Genomic DNA, 685 nt, shown 5'->3' on the forward strand with positions numbered 1-685 from the left:
CGCAGATATTCAAAAGCATTGCTTTATGCTGATTCCAAAATTCCAGTGCATAACCATCCATGCGGCTTATCAATTCATCACTGAATCCTTTCCAGCGCTCAATTGAGTGTTCTTGGCAGCCAATTCGCATCATTCCTGTGCCGCCGATGTGGATAGGCCAGTACAAACCAGTAATAATCAGTGGTGCATGTTTCGCGCCCCGAAGATTCGCGCCCTCAAGATTCGCACCCCGAAGATCCGCGCCCCGAAGATTCGCGTCCCGAAGATCCGCGTCCTCAAGATCCGCGCCCTCAAGATTCGCACCCCGAAGATTCGCGCCCCGAAGATTCGCGCCCAGAAGATTCGCGCCCCGAAGATTCGCGCCCCGAAGATCCGCGTCCTGGGTAATTGCAGTCTCTACCGCATGACGCGCAATCATTCCTGATTCCATGCCTTCTGGGGTGTCGCAAGTGAAAAGGACTTCGCCAGTCCAGCGGTTTTTGATTTCGTGTTGTGTCATAATGACCTCGCTTTAAACAGCCCCGGTTTCCGCAAGTTGCCGGGGCTTTTTGTTGTCCGTGGGATAAATATAAGAAAACTTAGTTTTTATGTCAAGATAAAATATAAGAAATGTTATTTTAATTTTTAGAAAACTTATTTTTTATGTTTTAATAGACAAAAGAAAACCCACCGTGGTGGTGGGTTG

General features: G+C 48.0%; 1 protein-coding gene. It reads right to left on the reverse strand.

Annotated features, from left to right (window positions below; genetic code table 11):
• A partial coding sequence (locus OKC24_RS19860) for a pentapeptide repeat-containing protein (protein WP_265466311.1) occupies nucleotides 1-499 on the reverse strand: 499 nt, incomplete at its 3' end.
• Nucleotides 500-685: the final 186 nt, after the last annotated feature.

It is taken from the genome of Acinetobacter entericus, assembly GCF_026168575.1.
GTDB lineage: Bacteria > Pseudomonadota > Gammaproteobacteria > Pseudomonadales > Moraxellaceae > Acinetobacter > Acinetobacter bouvetii.